Consider the following 24,567-nt stretch of genomic DNA (forward strand, 5'->3'; position numbering starts at 1 on the left):
AAAAAAACATGGTTAATAGTATCAAATCTAAAATTGATGGATTCATGGAGTTGGTAAAACAACGTAATGGACATGAACCAGAATTTTTACAAGCTGTACATGAAGTTGCAGAAACTGTAATTCCTTATATCATTAAAAATGATATTTATTTTGGTAAAAACATTCTTTTAAGGATGGTAGAACCAGAAAGACAGATTTCTTTTAGAGTTACTTGGGTAGATGATAAAGGAGAAATTCAGGTAAACAGAGGTTATAGAATACAAATGAATTCTGCTATAGGACCTTATAAAGGAGGTTTACGTTTTCATCCATCAGTAAACGCAAGTATTTTAAAGTTTTTAGCTTTTGAACAAGTGTTTAAAAACTCTTTAACAACTTTACCAATGGGTGGAGGAAAAGGAGGTTCTGATTTTGATCCGAAAGGAAAATCAGATAACGAAATTATGCGTTTTTGTCACGCTTTTATGAGTGAATTATTTAGACATATTGGCCATAATACAGATGTACCTGCAGGAGATATTGGTGTGGGAGCAAGAGAAATTGGTTTTATGTTTGGAATGTATAAAAAATTAAAAACCACTTTTACAGGAGTTTTAACAGGTAAAGGACAATCTTGGGGTGGTTCTTTAATTAGACCAGAAGCAACAGGATATGGAAATGTATATTTTGCTCAAAATATGTTAAAAGTAAATAACGATTCTTTTAAAGGAAAAAAAGTAGTGATTTCTGGTTCTGGAAACGTAGCACAATATGCTGCAGAAAAAGCTCTAGAATTAGGAGCTACTGTTTTAACATTATCTGATTCTGGTGGTTATATTTACGATTCTGAAGGTATTGATACAGAAAAATTACAATTTGTAATGGATCTTAAAAATAATAAAAGAGGAAGAATTAGTGAATATGTAGAAAAATATCCGAATGCTAAATTTGTGGCAGGAAAAAGACCTTGGTCTGTTGCTTGTGATGTTGCTTTGCCTTGTGCAACTCAAAATGAGTTGAATGGAGAAGAGGCTAAAGAATTAGTTAAAAATGGATGTATGTGTATTTCTGAAGGAGCAAATATGCCTTCTACACCAGAAGCAATTCAAGAATTTCAAAAAGCAAAAATATTATTTGCTCCAGGAAAAGCAAGTAATGCTGGTGGAGTTGCAACTTCTGGTTTAGAAATGAGTCAGAATTCATTACGTTTAAGTTGGTCTCGTAAAGAGGTTGATGAAAAACTAAAAGATATTATGGAAGATATTCATGATTCTTGTGTACAATATGGAAAACAAGAAGATGGATCTATTGATTATATTTCAGGAGCAAATATTGCTGGCTTTGTTAAAGTAGCAGATGCAATGTTGGCTCAAGGAGTTGTTTAGTAGTTAATTTTTATAGTTAAAGGTTAAAACGCATCAAATTATTTGATGCGTTTTTTTGTTCATCAAATTTTAAAAACCAATCTTTACCAAAAGATTTTATTAATGACTGTTTTTTTACTTTTTTTCTTCGGATTTATTTTTTCATTTGTGGGTTCTATTACCCCAAGTATGTTAAATATGACTGCTTTAAAAGTAAGTTTAAAAAAAGGTAGAAATGCAGCTAATAAATATGCTTTAGGCGTTTCGTTAATTGTTTTTCCACAAGTTATTATTGCAGTTATTTTAACCAAGTATATTTCAAATACTCCTACTATTTTTGAAACCTTAGAAAAATTTGGAATTGTTATTTTTCTTTTTTTATCGTACTATTTTTATAAGGAATCTAGAAAAGAAAAAATAGAAGTTGCTGCAAGTAGTATAAAAAAAGAAAATCTATTTTTATCAGGAATTACTTTGTCTGTTTTAAATATGTTTGCAATTCCTTTTTTTAGCGGAACAGTAATAACTTTAGAGGCTTTTAAGTTGTTTAGTTTTGATAAAATTCCTGTTATTTTTTTTACTCTAGGATCTGTAATAGGTACATTTTACATTTTGTTTTTGTATGGAAAATTTGCAAAAATTATTCAAGAGAAAACAGGGAAACTCACAAAAGATATTAATATAGTTTTAGCTATTTTAACAGGTTTTGTAGCTATTTTTACATTGGTAAAACTATTTATTTAAAAAAATAAGTAATTTAATAAAATTTTTAAACGACAGAAATATTAATATATTTACTTATGATTTTAGTTTTTCTGTTAGGATTTATATTTTCATTTTTAGGATATACCCTACCAAGTGTTTTAAATATGACCTCTTTAAAAATTAAATTGAAAGGAGAAGAAAAAGAATTTATTCAATTTATTTTAGGAGCTTCATTTATTGTTTTTTTACAAGCTTACATTTCAATTTATTTAACAGCTTACATTTCTAATAATCCTGCTTTTTTACAATTTTTAGAAAAAACAGGAATTTTTGTTTTGTTTTTTTTATCAATTTATTTCTATCAATTAAATAAGAAAGAGAAAAAACAGATTGTAATAAATAATAAAAATTCTTTTTTTAAAGGATTGATTCTTTCGATATTAAATGTATTTGCTATTCCTTATTTTTCTGGGGTAATTATATTCTTAGTGAGTTTTAATTTAATGAATTTTAATTACATTTCAACATTATTTTTTGTGTTTGGTGCTATGATTGGTGCTTTTCTTATTTTATATTTATATGGTAGATTTGCATTTATAATTCAACAAAAAACCGGTAATTTAACCAATAACATCAATTTAATTTTATGTTTTATAACTGCAGGTTTTGGTTTATTTACTTTATTTAAATTTGTAATATAAATTACAGAAATGAAAAAAGTTAAGAATTTTATTATTAAAGGAAAACATAAGAAACCAATTGTAACAGATATTTTTTACAAAGATGATCATCAACCTAAAAAAGCTGTAATTTTTTGTCATGGTTACAAAGGTTTTAAAGATTGGGGTGCTTGGAACTTAATGGCAGAAGCATTTGCAAAAGCTGGTTTTTTCTTTATAAAATTTAATTTTTCTCATAATGGAGGAACTATAGAACAGCCCATAGATTTTCCAGATTTAGAGGCTTTTGGTAATAATAATTATTCTAAAGAATTAGATGATTTAAGAAGTGTTATAGATTGGATTTCAACTGAAGAAAATTATAAAAATGAAGTAGATATTGATGATCTCTCTTTGATTGGTCACAGTAGAGGTGGAGGAATTGTTCTTTTAAAATCTGCTGAAGATACTCGTGTAAAAAAGGTAATAACGTTAGCAGGTGTTTGTGATTTTGAAAAAAGAACAGCTACAGTAGGTGATTTAAATCAATGGAAAAAAGAAGGTGTAAAGTATGTTTTAAACGGAAGAACAAAACAAAACATGCCTCATTTTTATCAGTTTTACGAAGATTTTATTCAGAATAAAGAGCGTTTAGATGTTCAAAAAGCTACTGAAAATTTACAGATTCCACATTTAATAATTCATGGTAATAATGACACATCTGTATTAATTGATGAAGCAGAAAATTTAAAAAAGTGGCATCCAAAAAGTGAATTTAAAATTATAGAAAATGCAAATCACGTTTTTAATGTTTCTCATCCTTGGAAAGAAAATAAACTTTCTAAAGAAATGAAAGAGGCAACAAATTTTTGTATTAACTTTTTGAAATAAAATTGTCATCACGAATGAGGAACGAATGAAGTAATCTGTCTATTTAAAATAAGATTGCTTCGTAAACTCGCAATGAAAAACAACATCTTTTTGTATTTTCGAAAAATGGAATTACAACCTCCTTTTCGAAAAATAATTCATGTAGATATGGATGCATATTATGCTTCTGTAGCAGAATTAGATAACCCTGAATTGCGTGGAAAAGCTATTGCTGTTGGTGGAGATGGAAGAAGAGGTGTAATTTCTGCAGCAAGTTATGAGGCACGTAAATTCGGTGTAAAGTCTGCTATGAGTGGTATGTTAGCAAAACAAAAGTGCCCACATTTAATTTTTGTAAAATCAGATTTTGCTCGTTACAAAGAAATATCTACCAAAATTAGAGAAATCTTTTATGAGTATACAGATTTGGTAGAACCACTTTCTTTAGATGAAGCCTATTTAGATGTTACTAATAATAAAAAAGACAATCCGTCTGCAAATGATATTGCAAGAGAAATTAGACAACGTATTTTTAAGGTAACAGGTTTAAGAGCTTCTGCAGGTATTTCTATCAATAAATTTCTAGCAAAAGTTGCTTCTGATATTAATAAACCCAATGGACAAAAAACGGTACACCCAGAAGAAGTAATCGACTTTTTAGAAGAATTACCTGTCAATAAATTTTATGGAGTTGGTAAAGTTACTGCTGCAAAAATGTATAATTTAGGCATTTTTGTAGGTAATGATTTAAAGAAAAAAACTTTAGAAGAATTAATACATCTTTTTGGTAAATCTGGAGCACATTATTATAATATTGTTCGTGGAATTCACAATAGCCCAGTAAAGCCAAATAGAATTCGAAAATCTTTAGCTGCAGAACGCACTTTTTTTGAAAATATTTCTTCGGAAATTTTTATGTTAGAAAAGTTAGATAAAATTGCAAATGAGTTAGAAAAAAGAATGATTAAGGCTGATACAAAAGGAAAAACAATCACTTTAAAAATTAAATATTCAGATTTTACACAACAAACAAGAAGTAAGACAAAAACAAATTTTATGCAGAAAAAAAGTGAATTTTTTCCTGTGGTAAAAGAATTATTATATCAAGATAAAATAACAAATTCTGTACGTTTGTTAGGATTATCTTTTGGTAATTTAAATACAATCATAAAAGAACCAGTTTGGGTTCAATTAAAACTACAGTTTGAAGGTTATTAGAATAAATAGAAAAGATTTTGATGTTAGAGGTAGTAGTTTGGTACTTTCTAAAAAAGTAAATATTAAAATAAAATATGTTGCAACCAGAAATTAAAAAAGTACTTTTAAAAAAATGTAAAGAATTTGTAAACACTCGTTTTCAAACGATTACAGATATTATCTATTCTAATCAAGCAGCACTAAAAACAGAAACAAAAAGTTCTGCAGGAGATAAGCATGAAACAGGTAGGGCCATGTTGCAATTAGAAATAGAAAAAGCAGGACAGCAACTTTCTGGAGTTAATTTTATGAAACAGACTTTATTAAAAATAGATATTTCTAAAACATCAAAAGTTGCACATTTAGGTAGTCTTATAGAAACAAATATTGCAACTTATTTTTTATCAATCTCAGCAGGAGAATTAAAAATTAAAAACAAAACCTATTATGCAATTTCAATTGCATCACCAATAGGTAAACTACTCTTAGGAAAAACAACAGTTAATACTTTTATTTTTAACGGTAAGAAAATAGAAATAAATAATATTTATTAAATACTACTTTTAAAAAATGAGAAAAATAATTCTTTTTTTATCAATATTTTATACTCTACAAACATATTCTCAGGCTAGTTTAAAAAGTTTTTTTAAACTTTCTGGACCTAAAAAAACTTGGGTATTATTTCATCCTTTTAAAGCAACAAAATCTCTAAAAATCTCTAAAGAAGCTAACAAGGTTGCAGATTCTGTTAAAAGAACAAATTTATTAGATGGTGATGCTGCAGGTGGTCAGGTAGATGCTTTTAGGCATGCATATTGGATGGCAAGATTAACACAAGAAATTGGCCAAAGAGCAGCACGTTCCTTAGGAAAAGCTCATGAAAAAGAAAATTATATAACCTATAAAAAAAGAAAATTAGAAGATGGTATATTGCCAGATGAAATTTCTTCTACAATGGATTTGTATAACAATGAAGAAGGTATTAAGCTAATATCTAAAGGAAGTGATGTTGCTAAAAATGGCTTAGTATATAGAATTATAAATGCTATAAAAACAGGTAAAATGAAAGTTATAAAAAAAGATAAAAATGGAAGTTTTTTAACTTGTGAGGGTAAAACACTAACAAAAGAAGAATTAAAAGGTAAATGGAAGAATAATAAGTGTTTAGTTAACTCTAATAAAACATAAAAATTTCTTTTTTTTAATTAAAAAATAAAAAGCTCTAATTTCTTTAAAAATAAAAGGAAAAATAACGATAACGTATTCGCTTAACTTACATAGTACTTTTAGAGCATAAATTTATTTTAAACCAACGCTAGTAAGACTTTTATTGATAAATATCATAAAACCTACAATGTGTAAGTATTTACATTTGTTAGCTTAAATAAACTATATGACTATTACATTTATTATTTTAGGAATCACAATTATTTTATTTGTTTCAGGAAAAATAAGACCTGATATTGTTGCTATTATGAGTATGATGGCATTAAGCATGACTGGAGTTTTAACAACCAAAGAAACTTTTTCTGGGTTTAGCAATTCTAGTATTATTTTAATTGCAGGCTTATTTATTGTTGGAGAGGCAATGAGTAGAACAGGACTTACTTCTTGGCTTGGAAATAAAATTATTACGTTATCAAAAAATAATTCTAATAGATTGTTGGTTTTAATTATAGTTGGTTCAGCAGTTCTTTCTGCTTTTATGAGTAATACAGGTACTGTTGCTTCATTAATGCCAGTTATTATTGCAGCAGCTTGGAGATTAAAAACATCTGCTTCAAAAATGTTAATACCTTTGTCATTTGCAGCTGCAACTGGTGGGTTATTAACTTTAACAGGTACTCCAACAAATATTGTTACCAATCAAGCAATGATTGAAGGTGGTGTGCAAGAATTTGGTTTTTTCGAATTCGCATATATTGGTGTTCCACTTTTAGTTTTGACGGTAATTTATATGAGATATTTTGGTCAAAAACTTTTACCAAATAACGAGTCAAGAAAATTAGAAGATATAGATGAGTCTATTCAGAATATTGAAGATTCTTATCAATTATACGAAGGGTTTTGGAGAGTAAGAATTAGACCAAGTTCATCTGCAATTGGTAAAACCATTAAACAAATGCAATTGGGTTCTAAAATGGGAGTAAATATTATTAAAATTATTCCTCATGAAAAGAAAACAACTACAATTCTTAAAAAAGTTGGTTTAAAAAAAAGTGATCCAGATGAATTTCCAGATTTAGAAAGAGAGCTCCATGCACAAGATGAATTGATTGTAAATTGTAGTGAAAACAGAATTAATAGATTTATTCAAAAATATGATGTTGCTGCAACAAAACAAGAAGAAGTAGATGGTAATTTTATGAAAGAAAATGTACTTTCTGATGAAATTGGTATTTGCGAAATGATTGTTGCTCCAAAGTCTAGTTACAAAGGAAAACATATTAATACAGGTAGATTTGGAGATAAATACAATCTTCAAGTAATGGCTTTAAATAGACACAATAAAAGAATTAGAGGTAGAGAATTCGACTTAAAAGAAGGAGATTCTCTTTTAGTTAGAGCAAAATGGGAAGATATAAAAGCCATTCAAGAAGAAAGTAGAGATTTCTTAATTATTGGTTCTCCAGAAGAATTGTCTAAAGAAGTAGGTAAAATTACTAGAAAAGGTATTATTTCTATTTTAGCCATGGTTTTTATGGTAACTATGTTTATTTGGGGACCTTTTTCATCTGCAATTACAGTTATACTTACTGCTTTTATTATGGTTTTGGGTGGTTGTATAAATATGAATCAATCTTATAGAGCAATTAACTGGAATGTAATTATAATAATGGCAGGTATGATTCCTATGGGTGTTGCACTGCAAAAAACAGGTGGAGCTAAATATATTGCAGATTCAATGATTACACTTTTAGGCGACATGCACCCAACTTACTTTTTAGCAGGTATTTTTCTAATAACTTCATTTTTAAGTCAGGTTATGAGTAACACCGCAACAGCAATTTTAATGGCTCCTATTGTTTTAGTTGCTTCAATTCAATTAGGGTATTCTCCTCAACCATTTATGATGGCTTTAGCAGTTTCTGCTTCAACAGCATTTTTAACCCCATTTGGTACCCCAACAAATACAATGGTAATGAATGCGGGTAATTATAAGTTTACAGATTATATGAAAAGCGGATCTATTTTATTGTTAATATTCTTTATAGTAAGTATAGTATTGATACCAATGATTTGGCCTTATCATTAAATTAATAACAGTTAAAAACCCCCAATTTTTAAAGATTTAAATAATAAAAAAAGAAATTTTTTAATTTGTGAAAATAAAATTATTTCTAAAAATTATTAAAAAAGCTATGCAAGAATAATAAGTGTTTAGTTGCTTTAAAAAGTACTTAGTTTGATACGTAATTTATACTTAGTGCCATTGTTTAAAAAAAAACTGAATAGCCTGTATTTGTTTGTGTTTAATCGTTTAAGTAATTTTATTTAAAACTATTCTAAATACGAGGTAAAATAGGACTATTTTTTTGTAAACGAGATAGTTTAGCCTTATTTTTGTTGTCAACAATTTAACTAATTTATACAATGAGCGGATTTTTCAAATCTTCAATTGGAAGAAAAATAGCCATGGCGCTATCTGCATTCTTCCTCATGTTTTTCTTAATAATGCATTTGTCTGTCAATCTACTTTCACTTATAAGTGAAGATGCATTTAATACAGCATCCCATTTTATGGGAACAAATCCTTTAGTACAATTTGCTTTACAACCCGTGTTAATATTTGGAGTTGTTTTTCATTTTGTAATGGGTTTTGTGTTGGAATTGAAAAACAAAAAAGCAAATGGTGTTAAATATGCCAAAGACAATGGAGCAGCTAATTCAACATGGATGAGTAGAAATATGATTTATAGCGGAATTGCAATTCTTGCTTTTATCATTTTACACTTTATTGATTTTTGGATTCCTGAGTTAAATACTAAGTATGTTGTTGGAGACATGTCTGGGTTACACAATGGTGAAATGAGATATTTCCATGAATTAGTAGAAAAATTTCATAGCCCGTTAAGAGTTGGTGCTTACGTAGTTGCTTTTGTTTTCTTAGGATTACATTTAGCTCACGGATTTACCTCTGCTTTCCAATCTATGGGAGTTACTGCTGGTCGTAAAAAAGCATTACAAAATTTCGGTAAAATTTACTCAATAGTTATTCCTTTAGGATTTATAATTATTGCATTGTTTCATCACTTATTTAACAACCATTAATCTTAAATAACTATGGCTTTAGATTCAAAAGTACCTCAAGGTCCAATTAAAGGTAAATGGACAGATTATAAAAATAAAATTAACTTGGTAAATCCTGCAAACAAGCGTCATATCGATGTTATTGTTGTAGGTACAGGATTAGCTGGGGGTTCTGCCGCAGCAACTTTAGCAGAGTTAGGGTATAATGTAAAAGCATTTGCTTATCAAGATTCTCCAAGAAGAGCGCATTCAATTGCTGCACAAGGAGGTATTAACGCTGCAAAAAATTATCAAGGAGATGGAGATTCTACTTACAGATTATTTTACGATACTGTAAAAGGTGGAGATTACCGTTCTCGTGAAGCTAACGTGTATCGTTTAGCTGAGGTTTCTGCAAATATTATTGATCAATGTGTGGCACAAGGTGTACCTTTTGCACGTGATTATGGTGGTTTGTTAGACAACCGTTCTTTTGGTGGAGTTTTAGTTTCTAGAACTTTTTATGCAAAAGGACAAACAGGTCAGCAATTATTATTAGGAGCGTATTCTGCAATGAATAGACAAATTGCTCGTGGTAAAATAGAAATGTTTAACAGACATGAAATGTTAGATGTTGTTATTGTTGATGGAAAAGCAAGAGGAATTATTGCTAGAAATTTAATTACTGGAGAAATTGAGCGTCATTCTGCTCACGCTGTTGTAATTGGTTCTGGTGGATATGGAAATGTATATTTCTTATCTACAAATGCAATGGGCTCTAATGCAACTGCATCTTGGAAAATTCATAAAAAAGGAGCATATTTTGCAAATCCTTGTTATACACAAATTCACCCAACTTGTATTCCTCGTTCTGGAGATTATCAGTCTAAATTAACATTGATGTCTGAGTCTTTACGTAATGATGGTCGTATTTGGGTTCCTAAAAACATGGAAGATGTTTTAGCAATTAGAGAAGGTAAGAAAAAACCTACGGATTTATCTGAAGACGAAAGAGATTATTATTTAGAAAGACGTTATCCTGCATTTGGTAACTTAGTGCCACGTGATGTTGCTTCTAGAGCAGCTAAAGAGCGTTGTGATGCTGGTTATGGTGTAAATGCAACTGGTGAAGCTGTATATTTAGATTTTGCATCTGCAATTGACCGTTATGGAAAAGAGCAAGCTAAAATTCAAAATATCGAAAATGCATCATCAGCAAAAATATATGAATTAGGTCAAAAAATTGTTGAAGCAAAATACGGAAACTTATTCCAAATGTATGAGAAGATTGTAGATCAAGATCCATACAAAACTCCAATGATGATTTATCCAGCAGTGCACTATACAATGGGTGGTGTTTGGGTAGATTATAACTTAATGACAACCATTCCTGGATGTTATTGTATTGGAGAAGCAAACTTTTCTGATCATGGTGCAAACAGATTAGGAGCATCAGCATTAATGCAAGGTTTGGCAGATGGTTATTTTGTATTGCCATATACAATTGGCGATTATTTAGCTGATGATATTAGAACTGGTAAAATTTCTACAGAAACTCCAGAGTTTGATGAAGCAGAAAAAGAAGTAAAAGACAGAATCGATTTCTTTGTAAATAATAAAGGAACAAAATCTGTAGATTATTTTCACAAAAAACTTGGTAAAGTAATGTGGGATAAAGCAGGTATGTCTAGAAACGCAAAAGGCTTAGAAGAAGCAATGGCAGAAATTAAAGCCATTCGTGAAGAATTTTGGAAAGAGGTTTCTGTACCAGGTGGTGCAAATGAATTAAACCCAGAATTAGAAAAAGCAGGTAGAGTTGCAGATTTCTTAGAATTAGGAGAATTATTTGCTAAAGATGCTTTCGTAAGAGCTGAGTCTTGTGGAGGTCACTTTAGAGAAGAATCTGCAGAAGAAGATGGACCACAAAAAGGAGAAGCAAAACGTAATGATAAAGACTTTGCATTTGTTTCTGCTTGGGAATATAAAGGTGAACCTGCAGATGCAGTTTTACATAAAGAAGAATTAGAATTTAACGATATCGAACTAAAACAACGTTCATATAAATAAGAAAGATATGTCAGGTAAAGGAATGAATTTAACGTTAAAAATTTGGAGACAAAAAGACTCTAGTTCAAAGGGTCAAATGGTAGATTATAAAGTAACTGATATTTCAGAACACATGTCTTTCTTAGAAATGATGGATGTTTTGAATGAACAATTAATAAATACTGGTGAAGAGCCAGTTGCTTTTGATCATGACTGTAGAGAAGGTATTTGTGGTATGTGTTCTATGTACATTAATGGTGAAGCTCATGGACCAGATAGAGGTATTACTACTTGTCAGTTACACATGCGTATGTTTAAAGACGGAGATACTATAACAATAGAGCCGTTTAGAGCAGCAGCTTTTCCAGTAATTAAAGATTTAATTGTAGATAGAAACGCGTTTGAAAGAATACAACAAGCAGGTGGTTACATCTCTGTAAATACTTCTGGTAACACACAAGATGCAAACTCTTTACCTATTTCTAAACATGCAGCAGATGAAGCAATGGATGCAGCAACTTGTATTGGTTGTGGTGCTTGTGTTGCAACATGTAAAAACTCTTCTGCAATGTTATTTGTAGGAGCAAAAGTATCTCAATATGCATTATTACCTCAAGGTCAAGTAGAAGCTGCAGATCGTGTTAAAAACATGGTAGCACAAATGGATTTAGAAGGTTTTGGTAACTGTACAAATACAGGTGCTTGTGAGGTGGAATGCCCTAAAGGAATATCTTTAGAAAACATTGCAAGAATGAATAGAGAGCTAATGAAAGCAAATATTTAATAGTTCTTAAGATAAGATCTAATTCTTTTTAAGAGATTAGATTAATAAATAAAAAACCATAACTAATATTAGTTATGGTTTTTTATTTTAAAGAAGAGTTTTAAAAGAACTCTTTGGCATCAATTTCTAATAATTCAGCTATTTCAAAAAGACGAATTAAATCTAGCTTAGAGTCTCCTTTTTCTACTTTAAAATAACCACTAATTGTCATGTTTAACTTTAAAGCTAATTCTGTTTGAGACAACCCTAATTCTTGCCTTCTATCAATAATTTTTTGTAATACCTTTTCAGCTTTTTTTTGAGGCTTATCTGTAGTGTTTTTTTTCACTTTTAATCTTTTTCTTTTCAACCATCAAATATAATGCTAAAATGTGTTTTTTTACTTTCCATTTTCGACTAACTGAAAACAGTGAGAAGATTTATATCACGGAAAACCGTTAGTCCAAAAAGAAGAAAGGGTTTTTTGGTAACCTTAAAAAACTTTCCGAATTTTGAATAGTGGGAAAATTGCTGTGAAAAAGAAACTTCCTAAATCTACTTACTTACTTACTTACTTACTTACTTATGAGTTGATGATTCTTTAACGATTATCAAATTTGTTCTACTTCTTTATAAGTGACTGGACCTAATTCATATCGTGCCTCTAATAATTCATTCTTAATAGGTTGAGCAACGTCAACTAATTTATTTTCTTTAAAAATTTGAGCTAGATGTAGTTGTGCTACAGGTTCAAATGTTTTATTCTGCACAAATTGCTTGTGATTTTCTAATGCAATTACAGGCATTTTATTAACCAGATATGCATATCCTAACAAATCATAAGTTTCTGGAGTGGCACGGTTTTCTACTTCGATAATCGCAAGTTCTAGACCAGATTTTTGCTGTGCATCAGTACCTGCCAATAAATTTTCAATTCTATAGGTATTATACATACCTCTATATGCAGGCTTATTTGTTTCTTTTAAAAATGATTCCCTTAATTCAAGTGCTTTTTTCTCATCATTTTGATAAGATGCATATTCTGAAAGAATGAGATTATAATCTGGAATATGATGACGAGATTGTAACTTGTTTATAATTTGTGTTGCTAATGCTGTATCATCATCATTAGAATAAGCTATCCATGATATTCCTTTTAAAGCATAATCATTTTGTGGATCTAGCTCAAGTGTTTTCAAATAGTATTTGTAAGACAAAGCGAGATCCCCATGATGCCCATAATAATCTGCAATATTAGAATAACTCCATAACATCAGGTTTTCTGAACCACTTTCTTCAGCAAGTTCCATGGCCTTTTCCATTAATCTAATAGTATCATCTAGATTACCTTTATAATCGTTCCACTTTGCCGCTCTAATCAGATAATTATAATCATTTAAGTTTCTTAAAGTGTTTAATAATTCTTCTGCCTCAACATAATTCCCTAACTCCATGGCAATATCAAATTTGACTAGATGATCTTGCTTTTCGTTTGCTACCTCGTTTTTCATTAAACTATCTGCTTCTTTAAAACGATGTTGTTTAATGTACATCTGTGCGAGTGATCTTCGCGCACTTTCTGGTTTTATCGCTGTTCTTTTAAGTACGTTTTCGCGCAAGCTTACAGCTTGTTCTAAATAGCTGATATCACCAGTTAGGTCATACAATTGATTATTTAATCCTGCTAATCGAGACATCTGTACAATACGACTAGAGTCTTGCTCAATATCTAATTTTAGTGGAGCTGTTTTTGATTTTAATGTTGCGACTAGGGCATCTCTATCGCTATCAAGATAGGATTGAAAGTCGTTAATGTCTGTAATTATTGCTTGGTTTTGATCTGGTGCCGTGGCACAAGAAATAAGAAGCAATAAAGATAAAAGAGTGATGAGATTTTTCATGATTTGGGGTTGTTGTACTTAAAAATATAACTAGGCTTTAGGGAAGCCTAGTTATAAATTATAATTGATCTAGAACTGCGCTGCAGTTAGGTATGGAAACGTTGTAGAAGAAGTTCCTGCTTCTTGTGCAACATTATCTGAAACAAGATTAGGAGTACCGTTATTACCATCAAATCTTGCTCCTGTATTACCACCGAAAAGTAATATTAATGACACGTCGATAACATCATCTTCAATCGCACGACCTGTTAATGGCACACCAGCGGCACTAAAGTAAGAAGTAGGCGCATCTGGAGATACTTGTAGCACGTCTAAGGCAAGTGCTGTAGTTAAAGTAGGTAAATCCAATCCTAGAATATTATTTTCATAAGTTGCTCCATATGCATTATAATATGCTTCTATACGAGCTTGAAACGTAGGTTGAAACATGGCGATTCCGTTTGCCGGAACTGTCACGTTAAACATATTTTCATCAGCTTCTGTAGGTGTAAAAACAGTATTGATTCCTGGACGACCCATTTGATCTTGTTGTGTAAAAGTTCCAGAAAAGTCAGTCGTTGCTGGGTTACCTCCTACTATATCATCATCATCACCACATGATACTGTAAGTGCAGCAACAGCGGTAAGAGCTATTAAATATTTAAATATTTTCATTTTTGTAAATTTTAAATTGTTAGTTTTTATCTTCTTTTAGTTTCTACCCATACGTTATAAGCCACTGGCAAACCAGGACCATTAGGGGCAAGTAATTGATCAACGATGTGAGTAGGTGCTGTTCCTAACATACTATTAGGTACCTCAATAACTATTGCATTTACATTCAATGGCGCAAATGTGTTATTACCAGTAGTTCCAAAACCAGTAGCTGGTGCCATACTAATCACATTATTGAAGGCTTCAAAATCAAAGAAGAATGCATCCTGTCTTAATCCAGCAAAATAATTAACGCCACCTACAGTAGTCATAGAACCTATGTCTACACTAGCAGCAAGCTCGTTAGTATCAATCGTACTGTTAAGGCCAGTTGATGATGGTGCATAAGGACCAAAGAAGTACATCTTATCACCTTGACGCAGTGCTTGAATTACTAAATCTTCTGTAACACCTGTGGTACCTGCATCGACACCAGTATTATCAATGTTAATTTCAATAAGAACATTCTCATCAAATTGAGCTGATGCATTTGCTGCAGGTAATGTCACAACAAATGTTGTCGAGTTAGCGTCTGCACCTTCAAAGGCGTAAAAATCTGCGATGTCTGCTGTTGTATTAGCCACAGCTGGTGCATCTAAGTGATCTGCTGCGATAAACGCTCCTACACATACTGCAAGTGCAAGGCTAGACCAAAGGGCAATTTTTTTCATGTTAATTGGGTTTTATAAATTGTTATATACCTTACCTACGCAGGATTACTAGATGCAGTTTTAATTCTATTGTTAAAACTCTCTTAATGTCTAAATAATCATCCCAATACATAAAAAAAGCGACTCACCTATTAGTGAGTCGCTTAAAATCAAATACTTAAAGCACTATTTATTTCTCTAGCCAGTTTTTAAAATCTTTTACTCGTTCTCTACTTACTATTAAGTCCATCTCCTTAAAAGAATTTATTTTGATCTTGAGGCGCGAGTTAGTATAAGATATCATATCATCTATTGCATTTACATTTATTATCGCTTGTCGAGATATGCGGAAAAACTGAGCTGGATCTAGTTCTTTCTCTATCGCTTCTAGTTTATCATCTATAAGGTAGTTGCGACCATTTTCTAAGTTTAGATAACTACCTTTATTCTCAGAATAAAAAAGTTGTACATCGTCTGTATTAAACAATTTAAGATGTTCACCTACTTTAGCAGTATATCGTTTCTTATAAACACGATCTACAGGATTACCTAACATTTTTGCTATTTCATTAAAATCTATGTGCTGTTTTTTCTCGCTTTCGCGGAAGCGTACTTGAAATCGCTCTACTGCTGCTTTTAACTCATCCTCATCAATAGGTTTTAATAGATAATCAATACTGTTAAGCTTAAAAGCTTGTAATGCATACTCGTCATATGCTGTGGTAAAAATTATAGCACTATTGATGTCCACCTGATCAAATATTTCAAAAGACAGTCCATCACTTAATTGTATATCTAAGAAGATTAGATCTGGTGCAGGATTATTCAATAAATATTCTACTGACTCGTGTACAGAATGTAGCATCACCTCTGGCGTAATACCGATATCTGCTAACATGCGATTTAATCTTCTGGCAGACGGTTTTTCGTCTTCTATGATTATAGCTTTCATATTAATCTTCTTTATCTAAATATTCTTTAATCTTACGTTTTTCCCATTTTTTACTTACAAATGGGTTCCACTTAAAGACAATCATCCACTGGATAAAGATGCCCATTCCCCATGGTAAAACAAAGAAGTTAATAAAATAGTTCACACTAAAGTCAATGTATAGCACTACCGCAAGGAATATTAAATTCATCACCACAAAAATGATCAAGTGGTTATAAAGACCTTTAATATTTCTAACTTTTCTCTTTGCCTTTTCTAACTCGTCGCTCATCATTATTGTTTTTCTTGTTCCTCTATAAACTGTTTAAGTTTACGCTTTTCCCAATCTTCACTTGTAAATGGATTCCATTTAAAGACGACTAGTGCATGAATAAATAGTCCAATTCCCCAACCTAATAATGTAAAAGTTATAAAGAACCTTAAATCACCATTAAAATAAAGTACCGCTGCTAGAATTAACAAATGAATGATAATAAATACAATCAGGTGATCATAAAACCCTTTGATATCTTTGACACGTTTCTGGGCTTTTTCACGTGCTTCTTGCTCGTTAAATTTAGATTCCATAACTAGTTATTTAAACGTTCTTTTTCCATTAATTCCTGAATCTTGCGCTGTTCCCAATTCTTACCCGTAAATGGATTTGCACTGAATGTGCCTAGTGCGTGACCTAGTAGACCTATTCCCCATCCACCTAATGGAAATAAAAACCATGCATATTCCCATTCATTTTGATAATAATTGAGTGAAGCGATCCCTATATTAACTATGATATAGATTAATAAGTGGTTATAAAATGATCTAATCTCTTCAACTCGAGCCTTTGCTCTTGTGTAACGTTCTTGATATGTTTCTTCTTTTTTCATCTTAAAAGTTTTTATCGTTCATTAATTCTTCGATTTTACGGTCTTCCCAGCCTTTACCTAGAAACGCATTGTTTTCATAAGTGCGTAGGTATTGAAATACTAACCCTATACTCATACCTATCGCAGGGAATATCACCCATGGAAAGTCTGATGTAAAGTAATTGATAGCGGCTAGAAAAAGTAAAATACCTACTGTCTTAACAACATCATCGTAAAACTCTTTAATGCTGGCCACTCGTTCTTTTGCTTTGATTAATTTTATGTCTTCTACTGGTGTCATGTCTTCTATATTTGCGGTTAATACATCTTGTGATTTAATTAGAATAGGAATTTGTACTCTGAAAAACTGATCATCTTGTGCGATACTCATTTTACGTTTAGTCAGTAATTGATACCTAGACGCTATATTTTGTAGTCCTACACCACTACTAGTATTAGCTACTTGCTTTTTCTGTAAATTATTTTCAATAATCAATTGATTATTCTCTTCATAAATGCGCAACTTTAACGGTTTACTATCACTTACGACATTGTGCTTTACGGCATTCTCTAGCAGTAACTGTAAGGATAATGGTACTACCTTCATCTCTGGATTTGAGCTTTTTTGTGGAATATCTATTTCTATACTATCTTCAAATCGGGTTTTAAGTAAACCTACATAAGCCCTAGCAAAACTCAATTCTTCATCTACAGTTACTAATTCCTTATTACGTTGTTCTAGTACGTACCGATATACTTTAGAAAGCGATGTCGTAAATTTTGTAGCCGCTTTAGGGTTTTCTTCAATTAAAGAGACGAGCACATTTAAACTGTTAAATAAAAAGTGAGGATCTAACTGATTTTTTAAAGCGTCAAATTGTGCGGTTGCAGATCTTGCAATAACTTTTTGTTCATTTACTTTTTGAGTTTGAGACAATCTATAGAAGTAAATAGCATGATAGATAAGTGTCATCACTAGGGTAATAAATAACCCAAACAAATACCAATCTATAGACTGATTACTCACAAAGCTATCCCAGCTACCTCCATAGATGACCACATAAGTAAAAAAGTTAAGTATGGTTAATAAAACCATAGTAATGATTACTGATCCTGCTGCACCAAGAACAATACGTTTTAAAGTATGTTCTTTCCAAGAATACTTTTTGGTCATTAAATCAAACCACCATTGATTTCCCACTGTTAATACGATAGAAAACATAAAGTTGATACCAAAACCTTCTATTTCTTTTACGATGGTTAAAAAGCCACCTCTCATGTATGCATTAATTAAATTAATGACAATAGAGATGACTATACCTGCGATTATAAATTTTATGAATTTCTTAAATGACATACTTTCTGTTTGTAATTCTAAAAATACTTTATTCGTTTAGAACAGCACAAATATGAAGCAGTCTTCTCTTTATATAAAGTCATAATAACCCAATTGTAGAAAAACACAACTCAATTGTAAAAAATCACTCTTCGGCTATTATATTTAGCTTTTATAATACATTTCTTGCATGCCCATTTTTAATCTTTTCCGTAAAAAGTCACCAGCTCCATCCACAGATCATTGGGACGAAATATTATTAGAACATGTCAACTTTTTTGAAAAACTCGAGCCTCGAGAACGATTGTTTTTTAAACTGCGCATGCAGGCTTTCTTAGATGAGATTGAGATTGAAACTATAGAAACAGAACCTACAGAGACAGATGCTTTATTAATAGCGGCAAGCGCAATCATTCCTGTTTTTCAATTTCCAGACTGGCATTATAGTAACTTAAAAACAGTTATTCTTTTACCAGAACATTTTAATGAAGATCTAGAATTTGAAGGTCATGGAAATGGAAGACGTATTTTTGGTATGGTAGGAACTGGTAAATGGAATCATAAAATGATACTTTCTAAAGAAGCACTTTACCATGGTTTTAAAAATGAAACCGATAAATTAAATACCGCTATACACGAGTTTGTACACCTTATTGATAAAATGGATGGTACTATTGATGGTATACCTCATGCTTTATTAGAACAATCATACGTCATACCTTGGATTAACTTAATGCATGAAGAAATGGAACGCATTAATAAAGATAAATCAGATATACGTCATTATGGTGGTAGTAGTCAGATAGAGTTTTTTGCGGTTGCAGCAGAGTATTTTTTCTCGAGACCCAAATTAATGAAACGCAAACATCCAGACATCTATCAAATGTTGTCAAAATGTTTTACGCCAGATGAGGAATAATTAATAAATACCTAACATTATTAAATCAAGGCGATAGTAACTTGCCACAAAAATAGATTCATGCGTTTTATCATCACTTTCTTAGTATTTCTAGTAGCTTTTACTGCACAAGCAGACGATTGGGGAAAAACAGGTCATCGCGCTACTGGTGCGATTGCAGAGCAATACCTCAATAAAAAAGCTCGTAAAGCGATTGCCCAGTTACTTGATGGAGAATCCCTTGCCTTAGTATCTACTTATGCAGACGATATTAAGAGCGATACGCTATATAGAGCCTATGGACCACAGCATTATGTAAATGTACCATTTGACAAAACGTATGACACACATCCACATAGTGAAAAAGGTGATATTATACAGGCCATAGACCACTGCATCGCTACCTTAAAGTCAGATACTGCCACTAAGGAAGAAAAAGCTTTTCAGCTGCGTCTATTAGTTCATTTTATAGGTGATCTACACCAGCCATTACACACAGGAATAAGTGAAGATAAAGGCGGCAACGATTTTCAAGTACGATGGTATAGAGATGGAACAAATTTGCATCGCGTCTGGGATTCTCAAATGATTGAAAGTTATGGGATGTCCTATAGTGAACTAGCCATGAATATGCCACAGCTTTCCAAAAAAGAACGCAAAACTATTGCTAGTGGTACCCATAGAGACTGGTTAGAAGATAGTCGCATAGTGGTAAAAGATATTTATGCAAATACTACTGTAGGGCAAAAACTGGGTTACAGGTATATGTACGATTATTTTGATGTCCTTAAAGGACAATTGCAGAAAGGTGGAGTACGACTAGCGGCATTACTCAATGAAGTATTAGGATAGGATTTTAGTTTATGCTTTCGCGAAAGCGTAATTATTAAAATCTTATATATTTACTAAATGAATCTTACCTACGACAAAACCAGAGTTAACAACTTCACTGATGCCGTATTTGCTATAGCCATGACATTGCTTGTATTGGACCTCGCAGTTCCTAGTTATCAAGCGATACAGACCAAAACCTTTGCTTTTAATATTTCCCAACTGATTCCTAACTTTATAGGATATACAGTTAGTTTTATTGTGATAGCCGTTTATTGGGTTAGTCACATGAATATTTCTAAGCATATTAAACATTATACTACATCGGTTCTGTGGATCAATATCATGCTATTGTTTATGGTAGTATTAATGCCGTTTACAACAGCTTTCTATTGCAAAACATTTTATATAAACGAACCATTTATGGTGTATTCTGCGAATATAATAGCACTCAGCTTGTTCAAATATTTAATGGTATATAGGATTCAGAAAGATGGCTTATTAAATAATCCTAAAGAAAAGATCACCCTACAATGGATTAAGTCTAGAGATCTAGCAGCGAGTTTCATATGGTTACTAGCGATAATCGTTTCTTTAAAGTTTGTAATCCTCTCTAGATTTACACCTATCCTATTATTGCCTTTACTTAAATTTATTGACATAGTTTATAGCCGTAAAAGTACCCGACGTGGTAGACGCAATTCTCGCAAGAGTAAAAAATAAACTGTACGATGTAAAAAGCCTGTATCAGGAGCTTTTTTAGTAAATTAGACTTATGAATAAAATTGAAATTCGTACCGTAGATGTAGTACGATATGTACAACCTTTAAGAGAAGGCGGCTCACTACCAGCCATCGTTAAAGCAGATGATGGCTTTCTCTATGTCATAAAATTCAGAGGTGCTGGACAAGGTAAAAAAGCTCTAATTTCTGAATTTATAGGAGGAGAAATGGCTCGCTCTGTAGGTCTTAACGTACCTGAAATCGTGTTCATGAATCTAGATGACTCTTTCAGTAAAACAGAACCAGATGAAGAGATACAAGACCTACTTAAATTTAGCGTTGGTTTAAATTTAGGATTACATTTTTTAACTGGCTCTATAACTTACGATCCATTAGTAAGTGAAGTAGATGCTCTTACTGCCTCAAAGGTGGTACTCCTAGATAGTATTATTAGTAATATAGACCGCACTGCAAAAAATACTAATTTATTGCAGTGGAATAAAGAATTATGGATCATTGATAATGGCGCAAGCTTTTACTTTCATCACGACTGGAGCACCTGGGAAAATCATTTAACAAGAACTTTTCCATTAATTAAGGATCATGTTTTATTATCTAAAGCAACTAAACTAGAAGAAGCTGCTGCAATTATTAAAAAATCACTGAGTCTAGAGAAAATTACAGATATAATCTCAAGTATTCCCGCAGACTGGTTGACAAGTGAAACAGACGAGATGACTGGTCTAGAGATTAAAAATGCCTACACTTTATTTTTAAAGACGCGTTTATCTAAAATTGATGCACTTATTAAAGAAGCTATAGATGCAAGGTAGATTTACATTTGAATACGCTGTTATAAGAATAGTTCCTAGAGTTGAAAGAGAAGAGTTCTTTAATGTAGGTGTGATTATGTTTTGCAAGCGCAAAAAATACGTAGGTATTAAATATCACATTGATTTAGATAAGTTAAAAGCCTTTGATCCAGATGCCAACATTACAGTTTTTGAAGATTACCTTAAGGCGTGGAAATTAGTTTGTGATGGAAGTTTATCAGGAGGTAAAATAGGAGCTATGGAACTATCTGATCGTTTCAGATGGCTATCTGCTTGTAGGAGTACGATTATTCAAAGTTCTAAAACACATCCAGGTCTAACCGATGACCCTGAAAAAACATTAGAGGAATTATTTGAAGACTATGTACTTTAAAATCGTCTTATCTTATTCCTTATAGCGTGTTAGAATTATTTTGCTCAAGAACCAATTTAGGTAGCATCATATTTAAAAAAGATTCTAACAATATTACATCACACTTTATGAATTGGATTTTATTAGTCATTGCAGGTTTATTTGAAGTAGCTTTTGCTACCTGTTTAGGAAAGGCAAAAGAAAGTACAGGTATACAGAATACCTACTGGTATATAGGCTTTATAGTGTGTCTATCTATAAGCATGATATTGCTAGTTAAAGTGACTAAAGAACTACCTATAGGTACCGCTTATGCCGTATGGACAGGAATAGGTGCTGTAGGAACAGTCTTATTAGGTATTATAGTCTTTAAAGAACCTGCTACTTTATGGAGATTATTCTTTATTTCAACATTAATAATATCTATTGTAGGTTTGAAAGTCGTCTCTAATTAAATGATTTCACGATAAAAAAACCTCAACGACAATATGAATTGTCATTGAGGTTTTAAAACTGATGATTTCTCAACTTTTATTTAAAGAAATGTATGAACGACTTCTCCAAATTAATATGAGCTGGTTGAGGAAACTCTGCATGCACAATAATAGCGTTCTCATGATGCTGCTCTAGTTCACTCAATACTTTTCTATTTAATAACAAGATGGTAGAATTACCATGATGATCCATTTTATCTAAAATAGTTTTTCCGTTAAACTCACATATCCAATGAGTCTCAGACATATTCTCTTCATAGAAAACTTCAATTGTAGGCACTTGATAGTAGTTGTGTTCACCTATATCCTTAAGATCAAAAACTAGACGTAGTAATCCGCTTTCTAAATTCACCACATCCTTTTCAAAACCCATCGTAGCAAATGATAGCTTACCACCGCTTAAACCTTTAAGTTTTACTTTAATTTCTCCTTGATTGATTTCTACGTTATTCATGTTATTAGTTTTTGTTATTCATTCAAAATTAAATAACAGCTTCCTTAATTAACATGATATTTGTCATCCTATAAATGAGGTTTTAAAGATGATCTTTTAGTATTACCTGACAAATAGCTGGACAGTATTCACCGCACTTGCATTAGCCGGTAAACCACCATTCCATTGATTAACACTACCTATAGAATAAAACCAACTACCCGAATTTACAGAACCATCTATGTATGTGTTACCACCTGATAATTCTAATCCACCCCAATTACTGTTAGTCATACTAACGCTTATAGGATTATAACCAGCAACAGGTCTAATTCCCGAAGCACTACTTCTAGGATCAAGAGTTTGAGACCAATGATTTGTTAAACCTAAAGTCGGGTAATGTAACCTGAACTCATAATCTGATCCACTTATAAGCTCATCAAGTTTGCTTAAAATAGAATATTTATTAGTCGTTAAACCAGGTGAAGCAATGTTGAATTCATTGGCTTCCGTGTTGTTTGCCCAGTAACCACCAGCGGTATTATGATTGAATACCAGTGTCCATCCACCACCATCATTTGTCATATCACAATAGCAATCATAAGCAGGATTAACACCAGCACCATCTGGATCTATCGTATAAACTCCATCTGTAGTAGAACCTGCGTTATAATAAGCTAGACAATTAGGCTGAACTGTGGTTATATTAATGCTTGTAAGACAGGTATCTCCTCTACCCGTGAAGGTTATTGTAAAATCATCTGTTTGTTGAAGAATAGGTGTTCCTGAACCAGTAAGAGTGATTGTATTTACACCTATATGAGTAAACACACCAGAACTCGTAAAACTATAACCATTTACAGTATTGGTATTGATGGTGTAGGATTCAATTACATTAACAATAACATCAATGGTTATTGTATTGCTCGCGTTTAAAGGATTACCAGCTACATATGTACCGTTTACAGATGTAGATGAACAGACTAATGCATTTACCGGTGTCTCACTTAAACAACCAGACCACGATGTACCCTTGTAATATTGAAAACAATCACTATCTAAATTATAGATAAAAAGACCTTCGGCAGGAGTTGTGATGGCATCTCTTTCTGTTGTGGTCATTCTGGGAAACAATACACCATGAGTGGTCGATTCTATATCTAAAATAGACGACGGTTCTGGTAAAATGGTACCTATACCTACTTGAGAAGAAGCCAATAAATGATTTAAAATAAAAAGAACTGTAACGCAATAAAATTTGAGCATCTTTTTTAAGATAAAATATGAGCAATATTTAAGACTCAAATATAGTGTTTACCAAGTAAGTACGTAAAAATTCCCACAAAAATCTCTAGAAATTACAAACATTGTAGAATTCAAAATGATAGTGCTATATCTTAAATAATTAGACCACTATATTAAGTTTTGATTATTAATTCAATAGTGAACGACCTTCATTTATCCTTAGCAAAAACCTTTAAGATTTAATTCTAGAAACTCAACTGTACCTTATCCAACTTAATCTCACTTAACAATTCAAGCTTACCGTCCATAAAAAGTTGATCCATTTGTGATAAATCAGGATCTTGAATAGCTTCTTTATAATTATTATAATCTTGGATTGTTACTCCTTTTATGTTCCTGCGGTTAACGCTTTAGTAATTATAAAACATAAGTCTCCCAACCTACTCAACTGTCTTCCTCTCGCTGCGCTCGTCGGAGACAATAATGGTAAAGCTGTAAAACCTCTTGAGCAATAGTCAGCTTGTACTTACCCAATACACGCCAGCCGCTAGGAAACAAACAAGAACGTT

At 31.8% G+C, this 24,567-nt stretch carries 28 protein-coding genes; 17 read left to right on the forward strand and 11 right to left on the reverse strand.

From position 1 onward, the window contains the following. Positions 1-20 precede the first annotated feature (20 nt). From gdhA to ABJG40_RS09705, 11 genes are all read left to right on the forward strand, one after another. On the forward strand, positions 21-1,364 hold the full coding sequence (gene gdhA / locus ABJG40_RS09655; protein WP_348024392.1) for an NADP-specific glutamate dehydrogenase: 1,344 nt from the start codon (positions 21-23) through the stop codon (positions 1,362-1,364). A gap of 102 nt (positions 1,365-1,466) precedes the next feature. After that, positions 1,467-2,087, forward strand: a complete 621-nt coding sequence (locus tag ABJG40_RS09660; RefSeq protein ID WP_348024381.1) for a LysE family transporter — start codon at positions 1,467-1,469, stop codon at positions 2,085-2,087. Between the two features lie 56 nt (positions 2,088-2,143). Beyond that, the gene (locus ABJG40_RS09665; protein WP_348024382.1) at positions 2,144-2,749 is read left to right on the forward strand and encodes a glutamate dehydrogenase; all 606 of its coding nucleotides are present in this window, start codon (positions 2,144-2,146) and stop codon (positions 2,747-2,749) included. 9 nt (positions 2,750-2,758) lie between these two features. Next, the gene (locus ABJG40_RS09670; RefSeq protein WP_348024383.1) at positions 2,759-3,598 is read left to right on the forward strand and encodes an alpha/beta fold hydrolase; all 840 of its coding nucleotides are present in this window, start codon (positions 2,759-2,761) and stop codon (positions 3,596-3,598) included. A gap of 105 nt (positions 3,599-3,703) precedes the next feature. Next, a complete protein-coding gene (gene dinB, locus ABJG40_RS09675; protein ID WP_348024384.1) occupies positions 3,704-4,795 on the forward strand; it encodes a DNA polymerase IV in 1,092 nt (363 codons plus the stop codon). Positions 4,796-4,869: 74 nt separating this feature from the next. Beyond that, positions 4,870-5,328: a 3-oxoacyl-ACP synthase gene (locus ABJG40_RS09680; protein WP_348024385.1), complete on the forward strand. Its 459-nt coding sequence runs from the start codon at positions 4,870-4,872 to the stop codon at positions 5,326-5,328. Between the two features lie 16 nt (positions 5,329-5,344). After that, positions 5,345-5,962 (forward strand): hypothetical protein, encoded by a 618-nt coding sequence (locus tag ABJG40_RS09685; protein ID WP_348024386.1) that lies wholly within the window; start codon positions 5,345-5,347, stop codon positions 5,960-5,962. A gap of 205 nt (positions 5,963-6,167) precedes the next feature. Continuing rightward, a complete protein-coding gene (locus ABJG40_RS09690) occupies positions 6,168-8,030 on the forward strand; it encodes an SLC13 family permease (protein WP_348024387.1) in 1,863 nt (620 codons plus the stop codon). Positions 8,031-8,368: 338 nt separating this feature from the next. Continuing rightward, a complete protein-coding gene (locus ABJG40_RS09695) occupies positions 8,369-9,046 on the forward strand; it encodes a succinate dehydrogenase cytochrome b subunit (RefSeq protein ID WP_348024388.1) in 678 nt (225 codons plus the stop codon). Positions 9,047-9,058: 12 nt separating this feature from the next. After that, positions 9,059-11,071, forward strand: a complete 2,013-nt coding sequence (locus ABJG40_RS09700; RefSeq protein ID WP_348024389.1) for a fumarate reductase/succinate dehydrogenase flavoprotein subunit — start codon at positions 9,059-9,061, stop codon at positions 11,069-11,071. Between the two features lie 22 nt (positions 11,072-11,093). Further along, positions 11,094-11,834: a succinate dehydrogenase/fumarate reductase iron-sulfur subunit gene (locus ABJG40_RS09705; protein WP_348024393.1), complete on the forward strand. Its 741-nt coding sequence runs from the start codon at positions 11,094-11,096 to the stop codon at positions 11,832-11,834. A 100-nt stretch (positions 11,835-11,934) separates the two neighbouring features. Here ABJG40_RS09705 and ABJG40_RS09710 read toward each other — a convergent pair whose 3' ends face one another. From ABJG40_RS09710 to ABJG40_RS09750, 9 genes are all read right to left on the reverse strand, one after another. Next, positions 11,935-12,162, reverse strand: a complete 228-nt coding sequence (locus ABJG40_RS09710) for a helix-turn-helix transcriptional regulator (RefSeq protein ID WP_348024390.1) — start codon at positions 12,160-12,162, stop codon at positions 11,935-11,937. Positions 12,163-12,424: 262 nt separating this feature from the next. Then, the gene (locus ABJG40_RS09715) at positions 12,425-13,714 is read right to left on the reverse strand and encodes a hypothetical protein (protein WP_348020994.1); all 1,290 of its coding nucleotides are present in this window, start codon (positions 13,712-13,714) and stop codon (positions 12,425-12,427) included. Between the two features lie 69 nt (positions 13,715-13,783). Continuing rightward, on the reverse strand, positions 13,784-14,368 hold the full coding sequence (locus tag ABJG40_RS09720; protein WP_036580845.1) for a DUF4331 family protein: 585 nt from the start codon (positions 14,366-14,368) through the stop codon (positions 13,784-13,786). Between the two features lie 26 nt (positions 14,369-14,394). Next, the gene (locus tag ABJG40_RS09725) at positions 14,395-15,078 is read right to left on the reverse strand and encodes a DUF4331 family protein (RefSeq protein ID WP_036580848.1); all 684 of its coding nucleotides are present in this window, start codon (positions 15,076-15,078) and stop codon (positions 14,395-14,397) included. 169 nt (positions 15,079-15,247) lie between these two features. Then, on the reverse strand, positions 15,248-16,009 hold the full coding sequence (locus tag ABJG40_RS09730) for a LytTR family DNA-binding domain-containing protein (RefSeq protein WP_042272630.1): 762 nt from the start codon (positions 16,007-16,009) through the stop codon (positions 15,248-15,250). 1 nt (position 16,010) lies between these two features. After that, on the reverse strand, positions 16,011-16,280 hold the full coding sequence (locus ABJG40_RS09735; RefSeq protein WP_036582023.1) for a 2TM domain-containing protein: 270 nt from the start codon (positions 16,278-16,280) through the stop codon (positions 16,011-16,013). 2 nt (positions 16,281-16,282) lie between these two features. After that, the gene (locus ABJG40_RS09740) at positions 16,283-16,576 is read right to left on the reverse strand and encodes a 2TM domain-containing protein (RefSeq protein WP_036580851.1); all 294 of its coding nucleotides are present in this window, start codon (positions 16,574-16,576) and stop codon (positions 16,283-16,285) included. 2 nt (positions 16,577-16,578) lie between these two features. Further along, on the reverse strand, positions 16,579-16,875 hold the full coding sequence (locus tag ABJG40_RS09745) for a 2TM domain-containing protein (protein ID WP_036580854.1): 297 nt from the start codon (positions 16,873-16,875) through the stop codon (positions 16,579-16,581). Between the two features lies 1 nt (position 16,876). After that, positions 16,877-18,211 (reverse strand): histidine kinase, encoded by a 1,335-nt coding sequence (locus ABJG40_RS09750; protein ID WP_036580857.1) that lies wholly within the window; start codon positions 18,209-18,211, stop codon positions 16,877-16,879. A 169-nt stretch (positions 18,212-18,380) separates the two neighbouring features. Between ABJG40_RS09750 and ABJG40_RS09755 the strand changes: the two genes are divergently transcribed. From ABJG40_RS09755 to ABJG40_RS09780, 6 genes are all read left to right on the forward strand, one after another. Then, positions 18,381-19,109 (forward strand): zinc-dependent peptidase, encoded by a 729-nt coding sequence (locus ABJG40_RS09755; protein ID WP_348020995.1) that lies wholly within the window; start codon positions 18,381-18,383, stop codon positions 19,107-19,109. 60 nt (positions 19,110-19,169) lie between these two features. Continuing rightward, positions 19,170-19,940, forward strand: coding sequence for a S1/P1 nuclease (locus ABJG40_RS09760; protein ID WP_348020996.1), 771 nt, complete (start codon positions 19,170-19,172; stop codon positions 19,938-19,940). 57 nt (positions 19,941-19,997) lie between these two features. After that, on the forward strand, positions 19,998-20,642 hold the full coding sequence (locus ABJG40_RS09765; RefSeq protein WP_042248768.1) for a TMEM175 family protein: 645 nt from the start codon (positions 19,998-20,000) through the stop codon (positions 20,640-20,642). 52 nt (positions 20,643-20,694) lie between these two features. After that, positions 20,695-21,474, forward strand: a complete 780-nt coding sequence (locus ABJG40_RS09770; RefSeq protein ID WP_348020997.1) for a HipA family kinase — start codon at positions 20,695-20,697, stop codon at positions 21,472-21,474. Then, positions 21,464-21,847 carry a DUF3037 domain-containing protein gene (locus ABJG40_RS09775; RefSeq protein ID WP_317291189.1) on the forward strand — a complete coding sequence of 128 codons (384 nt, stop codon included), beginning with the start codon at positions 21,464-21,466 and terminating at the stop codon, positions 21,845-21,847. The genes ABJG40_RS09770 and ABJG40_RS09775 overlap by 11 nt, the downstream gene beginning before the upstream one ends. Positions 21,848-21,954: 107 nt before the next feature. Continuing rightward, positions 21,955-22,281: a multidrug efflux SMR transporter gene (locus ABJG40_RS09780; RefSeq protein WP_348020998.1), complete on the forward strand. Its 327-nt coding sequence runs from the start codon at positions 21,955-21,957 to the stop codon at positions 22,279-22,281. A gap of 76 nt (positions 22,282-22,357) precedes the next feature. On the opposite strand, the gene ABJG40_RS09785 is transcribed toward ABJG40_RS09780, so the two are convergent. Together ABJG40_RS09785 and ABJG40_RS09790 are read right to left on the reverse strand one after the other, a co-directional pair. After that, on the reverse strand, positions 22,358-22,774 hold the full coding sequence (locus ABJG40_RS09785) for a hypothetical protein (protein ID WP_348020999.1): 417 nt from the start codon (positions 22,772-22,774) through the stop codon (positions 22,358-22,360). A 102-nt stretch (positions 22,775-22,876) separates the two neighbouring features. Then, positions 22,877-24,019, reverse strand: a complete 1,143-nt coding sequence (locus ABJG40_RS09790) for a fibrinogen-like YCDxxxxGGGW domain-containing protein (RefSeq protein WP_348021000.1) — start codon at positions 24,017-24,019, stop codon at positions 22,877-22,879. Between the last annotated feature and the right edge of the window lie 548 nt (positions 24,020-24,567).

The sequence above is a fragment of the Polaribacter sp. genome (assembly GCF_039939415.1).
Lineage (GTDB): Bacteria > Bacteroidota > Bacteroidia > Flavobacteriales > Flavobacteriaceae > Polaribacter.